The organism is Helicobacter sp. UBA3407, from assembly GCF_949747025.1.
Lineage (GTDB): Bacteria > Campylobacterota > Campylobacteria > Campylobacterales > Helicobacteraceae > Helicobacter_D > Helicobacter_D ganmani.
In genome coordinates, this window is record NZ_CATKCB010000145.1 from 1 (window position 1) to 1,163 (window position 1,163).

At 38.2% G+C, this 1,163-nt stretch carries 2 protein-coding genes and 1 pseudogene; 1 reads left to right on the forward strand and 2 read right to left on the reverse strand.

The features are described 5' to 3' along the window. Positions 1-369 precede the first annotated feature (369 nt). Positions 370-861 carry a preQ(1) synthase gene (gene queF, locus Q1553_RS05270; RefSeq protein WP_298495016.1) on the reverse strand — a complete coding sequence of 164 codons (492 nt, stop codon included), beginning with the start codon at positions 859-861 and terminating at the stop codon, positions 370-372. Between queF and Q1553_RS05275 the strand changes: the two genes are divergently transcribed. Beyond that, a complete protein-coding gene (locus Q1553_RS05275) occupies positions 855-1,028 on the forward strand; it encodes a hypothetical protein (protein ID WP_298495012.1) in 174 nt (57 codons plus the stop codon). The two genes, queF and Q1553_RS05275, sit on opposite strands and share 7 nt — an antisense overlap. On the opposite strand, the pseudogene Q1553_RS05280 reads toward Q1553_RS05275, so the two are convergent. After that, a pseudogene (locus Q1553_RS05280) lies at positions 1,025-1,163 on the reverse strand (sodium/glutamate symporter); the annotation flags it as partial. The gene Q1553_RS05275 and the pseudogene Q1553_RS05280 sit on opposite strands and share 4 nt — an antisense overlap.

Genomic DNA, 1,163 nt, shown 5'->3' on the forward strand with positions numbered 1-1,163 from the left:
GCTTTTTGTGAAATTTTCCTCAAATCCCGCATTGGCAAAACTCGCTAAACCCACTATCATCGCTGTATTCAAAATAGTTTTTTGCATTATTTGCATTCATATCCCTTATTTAAAAAATCAAAGCGGTATTATAGCATAAATTATTGTCAAAATGTAATTATCATTACACCCTCACACCCGATTTTACCGCTTGATGAGATTGTAAAATGATTGTATTTTCTCCTTGTAAAAATAACACAAACAAAGTGCGCAATCCGCAAAAATTTGTGCGGGTTCGGGCGAAAAGCTTTGTGCAACACACTCGCACCTTGCAAATCTAATCCTGTGAATAGAATCTTTTATAGAAAGGTGGGCTAGAGGTTGAAAATCTTAGCGATTATCCACCTTTTCTAACAATAAATCGTGGTGTAGTAAGCGATATTCTGCCATTTCTTGATATTTTGTCTTTGGGATTCCATAGTTTGCATAAGGGTCAATGCTGATTCCTCCACGTGGCAAAAATTTCCCCCACACTTCAAGATAGCGTGGCTGCAACAATTCTACCAAGTCTTTTAAGATTCTATTCACGCAATCCTCGTGGAATCCTCCGTGATTACGGAAGCTAAAAAGATAGAGTTTAAGCGATTTGGATTCTAGCATTTTTTTATCCGGGATATACGAAATATAAATCGTCGCAAAGTCCGGCTGCCCTGTAATGGGACAAAGGCTTGTAAATTCAGGGCAATTAAACTTGACAAAATAATCTCGCTCCTTGTGTTGATTGGCAAAAGTTTCTAAAAGATTCTTATCGTAGGCAAAAGTGTATTTTGTTGCATTGCCCAAATGCGTTAGGGATTCTTGGGGGTTTTGCTTCTTTGGCATTTATTTCCTTTTGTGAATTTTGTCGCAATTATACAAAAGAATCTTTGCGATTCCATTGTGAATTTACCCTTATCCGTCATTATGGATTTGCGCTAAAGCAGGTGAATTTGCTATGCGCAAATGCACACCACGATTTGCATTGCAAATCTTGCAAAAGCGAATCCTAAAAAAATGGAAGTTTTAGCACTCCGCTAATCACGATTGCATTCACAAGGTCAATAAAAAACGCCCCCACCAAAGGCACGACGATAAACGCCATATGGCTCATACCATAATGTTGGGTAACCGTTTGCATATTTGCC

What these genes read in the sequence shown, in the direction of transcription:
- queF (WP_298495016.1), bottom strand. Translation starts at nt 861, where the DNA reads ATGCCAAAGAAGCAAAACCCCCAAGAATCCCTAACGCATTTGGGCAAT.